This window comes from Nocardioides sp., assembly GCF_034670285.1.
GTDB lineage: Bacteria > Actinomycetota > Actinomycetes > Propionibacteriales > Nocardioidaceae > Nocardioides.
In genome coordinates this window covers 1-5,476 of sequence record NZ_JAXMNS010000267.1, presented here as the reverse complement: position 1 = coordinate 5,476, position 5,476 = coordinate 1, and the positions used below count along the sequence as shown (strand labels likewise).

Annotated in this window: 6 protein-coding genes; 4 read left to right on the top strand and 2 right to left on the bottom strand. The window is 69.2% G+C overall.

Annotated elements, in window-relative coordinates; all coding sequences use genetic code 11:
• Together VOI19_RS13410 and fbaA are read right to left on the bottom strand one after the other, a co-directional pair.
• Nucleotides 1-843: AMP-binding protein (locus VOI19_RS13410; RefSeq protein ID WP_323793466.1), on the bottom strand; the 843-nt coding region annotated here is incomplete at its 3' end.
• A gap of 148 nt (nt 844-991) precedes the next feature.
• Nucleotides 992-2,020, bottom strand: coding sequence for a class II fructose-bisphosphate aldolase (fbaA, locus tag VOI19_RS13405; RefSeq protein ID WP_323793465.1), 1,029 nt, complete (start codon nt 2,018-2,020; stop codon nt 992-994).
• A 66-nt stretch (nt 2,021-2,086) separates the two neighbouring features.
• Between fbaA and VOI19_RS13400 the strand changes: the two genes are divergently transcribed.
• The 4 genes from VOI19_RS13400 to VOI19_RS13385 form a co-directional block, all read left to right on the top strand.
• Entirely contained in the window at nt 2,087-2,608 is a 522-nt protein-coding gene (locus VOI19_RS13400) for a DUF2867 domain-containing protein (RefSeq protein ID WP_323793464.1), read from the top strand.
• Nucleotides 2,609-2,618: 10 nt separating this feature from the next.
• Complete coding sequence (locus VOI19_RS13395; protein WP_323793463.1) at nt 2,619-2,822, top strand: DUF2945 domain-containing protein; 204 nt, start codon at nt 2,619-2,621, stop codon at nt 2,820-2,822.
• 9 nt (nt 2,823-2,831) lie between these two features.
• Complete coding sequence (locus VOI19_RS13390; protein ID WP_323793462.1) at nt 2,832-3,566, top strand: TVP38/TMEM64 family protein; 735 nt, start codon at nt 2,832-2,834, stop codon at nt 3,564-3,566.
• Nucleotides 3,567-3,634: 68 nt separating this feature from the next.
• The coding region (locus tag VOI19_RS13385) for a M14 family zinc carboxypeptidase (RefSeq protein ID WP_323793461.1) at nt 3,635-5,476 on the top strand (1,842 nt) is incomplete at its 3' end.

Sequence of the window (5,476 nt, the reverse complement as noted above, 5' to 3'; positions counted from 1 at the left end):
GTCGTTGTCGGAATTTTGGCCGACAACCACCGCGTCCGACACCTCCTCGATCTTGTCGAGCTGGCGGTACATCTCCGCGGTGCCGATCCGCACACCGCCGGGGTTCAGGGTTGCGTCCGAGCGGCCCAGCACGACAAAGCCGCCGTGCCCGGTTCGGATGGTGAAATCGCCCTGGCGCCAGATGTTGGGATAGGCCTCGAAGTAGCTGGCGCGGTAACGCGCGTTGCCCGGATCGTTCAGAAACCGCACCGGCATCGACGGGTGCGCATTGCGGCAGACCAGCTCGCCTGCCAAGCCCTCCACAGATTCGCCCTGATCGTTCAGGGTGGCCGTATCCAGCCCCAGCATCGGCGCCTGGATCTCGCCCTGATGCACCGGCAAAACCGGGCAGCCGCCGATGAAACAGCCCAGAATATCGGTGCCGCCGCAGATCGAGGCCAGCTGCACATCCGCCTTCCAATCAGCATAGACATGGGCAAACCCCTCCGGCGACAGCGGCGAACCGGTGGACAGAACCACCCGCAGCGCAGCCAGGTCATGGCTGTCCGCGGGCCGGTTCCGGCGCTTGAGAGAGGCGTCTATGTATTTGGCGGAAATACCAAAATGGGTGACTTTCTCCGTCTCGGCCAGATCGAACAGGCGGCGGATACCGGGATGCATCGGGTTGCCGTCGAACAGCACGATCGCGGCCTCGGAGGCCAGCGCGGCCCAGGCGATCGGCGACGCCGGGAACTGGCGTACGGCGTCGACCGGGCTGGTGCCCGACGCGAGCGCGTCGGAGGCGGGGTCGTGGGGAAGGTGGGTGGGCGGAGGACCGGCCATCAGGTCACCGAAGTTGCTCATGACGCCATTGTGCCCGTCCGCCCGGATGCCCTTCGCCCCACCCGTCACGCCGACGGCACGAAACTCCCGCTTCTGTCGAGGAACTTCATGACAGAAGCGGGAGTTTCACCACTTCAGCGGAAGAACTGCCGCCGCAAACCGCGCGAGCTCAGATCTTCTTGCCGGCCGAGCGGAGGTTCTCGCAGGCCTCGACGATGCGGGCCGACATGCCGGCCTCGGCGGCCTTGCCCCACGCGCGCGGGTCGTAGACCTTCTTGTTGCCGACCTCGCCGTCGACCTTCAGGACGCCGTCGTAGTTGGCGAGCATGTGGCCGGCGACCGGGCGGGTGAAGGCGTACTGGGTGTCGGTGTCGACGTTCATCTTGATGACGCCGTAGTCGACCGCCGCGCCGATCTCCTCGGGCGAGGAGCCGGAGCCGCCGTGGAAGACGAGGTCGAAGGGCTTGGAGCCGGCGGCCAGGCCGAGCTTGGCGACGACGGCCTCCTGCGCGGTCTTGAGGATCTCGGGGCGCAGCTTGACGTTGCCCGGCTTGTAGACGCCGTGGACGTTGCCGAAGGTCAGCGCGGCCATGTAGCGACCGTTCTCTCCGATGCCGAGCGCCTCGACGGTGGCCAGGGCGTCCTCGGGGGTCGAGTAGAGCTGCTCACCGGCGCCACCCTCGACGCCGTCCTCCTCGCCACCGACGACACCGATCTCGACCTCGAGGATGATGTGGGCCGCGCGGGCCTTGGCCAGCAGCTCCTGGGCGATCTGGAGGTTCTCGTCGAGCGGCACGGCCGAGCCGTCCCACATGTGCGACTGGAACAGCGGCGCCTCCCCGCGCGCGACGCGCTCGGCGGAGATGTCGAGCAGCGGGCGCACGAAGCCGTCGAGCTTGTCCTTGGGACAGTGGTCGGTGTGCAGCGCGATCTGCACGTCGTAGTGCTTGGCGACCTCGGCGGCGTAGGCGGCGAACGCCAGCGAGCCGGTGACCATGTTCTTCACCGAAGGGCCGGAGAGGTACTCCGCGCCGCCGGTCGAGACCTGGATGATGCCGTCGGAGCCGGCATCGGCGAAGCCCTTGAGGGCGGCGTTGAGCGTCTGCGACGACGACACGTTGATGGCGGGGAAGGCGAAAGCGCCTGCCTTCGCGGCGTCCAGCATCTCGGCGTACTTCTCAGGGGTGGCGATAGGCATGATCTGGCTCCTCGAAAGCGGCGTCGGTCTCGAGCCTCACCCTAGAGCAGCCCGTAGCCTCGGGGCATGGACCGCCACCGCACCCTGACCACCAGCAGCCGGTCCGCCACCGTCGCGCGCCCCGTCGACGAGGTGTGGGACGTCGTCGCGTCCGGCGCCGAGGGCCCCCAGTGGTACGTCGACGCCGCGCCGTTCGTCTTCCGCGGAGGCGTCGACCGTCTCGTCGGTGGAGCCGGACGACGGCACCGGCCCCCGGGCCGTCCGCGCCTGGCGAGCGGCGACCGGGCGGGCTTCTGGAGGGTCGTCGAGGCCGACCACGCCCACCGTCGGCTGCTGCTGGAGGCGGAGGTGCGCGCGCCGGGACGGGTCACCCTGGAGGTCCACGTCGCGGAGGACGAAGCCGGCTCGGCGATCGACCTCACCATCGCTCTCGAGCCCCGCGGCCCTCTGGGCGCTGCCTACCTCGTCGCCGACCTCCCGGCCCGCGCCGTGGTCACCGAGCTGACGATGCTGCACCTGCTCACCGTCCTGCGTCGCAACGACCAGGCTGCCCACGAGGGTGAGGCCGCGGAGCCGAACGGCTCCTAGCGTGAGCGGCATGAGTCTCGACAAGGGCGACAAGGTCAGCTGGAACACTCCTCAGGGCAAGACCACCGGCACGACGGTCGAGAAGAAAACCAAGACGTTCCAGCACGACAAGCAGAAGTTCGACGCCAGCGACGACGAGCCGTACTGGATCGTGGAGTCGGAGAAGACCGGTGCGACGGCGGCCCACAAGGAGTCCACGCTCGAGCGTGCCTAGGCTGGCCTCATGACCGGCGCCACAGGGGCGGCAGAGACAGCAGCCGCGCGACCCGACGCCGTACGGCGGGCCTGGTGGCGCCTGGGCGCCCTCTCGACCACCCTGAGCGCGATCGGTCTGACCACGCTCTTCCTCCTGCCGCTCTCGCGCGGCGGCATCACCGCGGCGATCGAGCCGTTCGGGGCGCTGGCCCCGGTCGCCTACGTGCTGGCCGGCGCACTGCTCGGCATGATCTTCGTCCCCGGGCCCCTGCTCGCCGGCGTCAGCGGCGCCCTCTTCGGCACGGGCACCGGCTTCGTGGTGACCACGTGCAGCGCGACCCTCTCGGCGGTCCTGACGACGTTGGTCAGCCGGCGCGCCGGACGAGCATCCCTGGAGACCGTGTCCGGTGAGCGTGCGAGCGCTCTCGTGGCGCTGGCGCGACGCCGCGGGTTTGCGGTCGTGGTGCTCCAGCGGTGGATCCCAGGGCTGCCCGACTCGGCGTTCTCGTACGTCTTCGGCGCCGTCGGGATCGGCGTCCCGGCGGTGGCCCTCGGAACGGTCGTCGGGTCGGCTCCGCGCGCATTCGCCTACACCGCGCTGGGCGACGCCGCGGTCACCCGGGACGGCCCGCTCGCACTCGCGGCGCTCGCGGTCGGAGCGGCCATCTCGGTGGTCGGGCTGGTGCTCGGTGCCCTCGTCGTACGACGTCATCGGCGGACCGAGGCAGCCCGTCGCCAGGTGACGCAGACGCCGCCACCGTGACCTGGGACGCATCTCGTCGTTGAGGAGGACGACCGCACACTCGGCCGATTCTTCCAGGAGACCGCTTCATGTCACTCCCCCTTCGGCGCCCCCGGCGCCGTCCCGCAGCCCTTGCTGCCGCCTGCGTGTTCTCGCTGGCGGCCACGATGGCACCGCTCACCCAGGTCGCCTCGAGCGCCCAGGAGCCCCCCGCACCGCTCGACGCCGGCGTGAGCGACTTCTTCGCCCCGCGCCTGGTGACCGTCGACGTCGGCGGCCCGGAGGACAAGGCCCGGCTGCAGAGCCTCGGCCTCGACCTCACCGAGCACGCCGGCCACGACTACATCGAGGTCGTCCTCCACACCGCGGCCGACCTGCGCTCGCTGGTGGACAACAAGTTCGACTACGACGTGCGGATCCCCGACCTGATCAAGCGCGACCTGCAGATCCGCGAGCTCGACAAGGCCTACGCCGCTCGGGTCGGCTCCTCGCCGCTGCCCTCGGGTCGCACCGGCTACCGCACCCTCGCTGACTACAACAGCGACATGGTCAAGCTGGAGAAGAACAACAAGAAGATCGTCAAGCGCATCAAGCTGGCCCGCCCGACCATGGACGGTCGCGACGTCTTCGGCGTCGAGATCGGCAAGAACGTACGCAAGGCCAACACCGGCAAGCCGACCTTCCTGCTGATGGGTGTCCACCACGCGCGCGAGTGGCCCTCGGGCGAGCTCGCGATGGAGTTCGCGATCGACCTGGCCAAGAGCTACGGCAAGAACAAGCAGATCACCAAGCTGCTCGGCAAGGCGCGCGTCATCGTCGTGCCGGTCGTCAACGCCGACGGGTTCGACCTCTCGCGCACCGACGGCGAGTTCGTCGACCTGCGCGACCTCAACGACTACGACCCGCTCGAGGGCACCACCAGCATCCTGGCCACGCCCGGGCGCGCCTACATGCGCAAGAACTGCCGCATCGTCGACGGCGAGGACACCCCCGACGGCTCCTGCGCCGCGCTGCTCGCCACCCCCGGCGGCTTCGGCGCCGGCACCGACCTCAACCGTAACTACGGCGGCTTGTGGGGCGGACCGGGTGCCGACACGCTGAACGCCGACCCGACCTACCGCGGGGCCGAGGCGTTCTCGGAGCCCGAGACGCAGAACATCCAGGACCTGGTGCGCACCCGCAACATCACGATGCTGATCAGCAACCACACCTTCTCCAACCTGCTGCTGCGCCCCAACGGCGTGAACCCGACGACGATCGGCTCCGACGGGCTCCCCGTCGGTGACGCTCCCGACGAGAAGGACCTGAAGAAGCTGGGCGCCAAGATCACCGCGCAGAACGGCTACGCCAACATCCACGGCTGGCAGCTCTACGACACGACGGGCACCACCGAGGACTACAGCTACAACGCCACCGGCGGCTTCGGCTACACCTTCGAGATCGGCCCCAACGAGTTCCACCCGCCGTACGAGGAGGTCGTCGACGAGTACGTCGGCGCCGGCAAGTACGCGGGCAAGGGCAACCGCAAGGCCTACATCATCGCGCTCAAGCACGCCGTCGACACCCGCTACAGCGGCACCCTGAAGGGCAAGGCCCCCAGGGGCGCGACGCTCCGCCTGGCGAAGACGTTCGACACCCCCACCTGGGAGTCGTCGTTCGAGGACTTCGTCGACACCTCCATCACGGTGCCGAAGTCGGGTCGTTTCTCCTGGATCGTGAACCCCTCAACGCGTCCCGCCGTCGCGTCGAAGACCTACGAGGTCCCGAAGGACAAGCCCTTCGCGAGCCAGGTCGACACCGAGCCCGTCGCGCCGCCGCTCGGCTCGACCGACATCGAGTTCGTGCTCCCCCGCACCGGCTCCCACGTCAACATCGACCAGTCCCAGCGCCGCCAGCAAAACCAGCCCCGAAATCCAGGTCAGGCTGCCGAC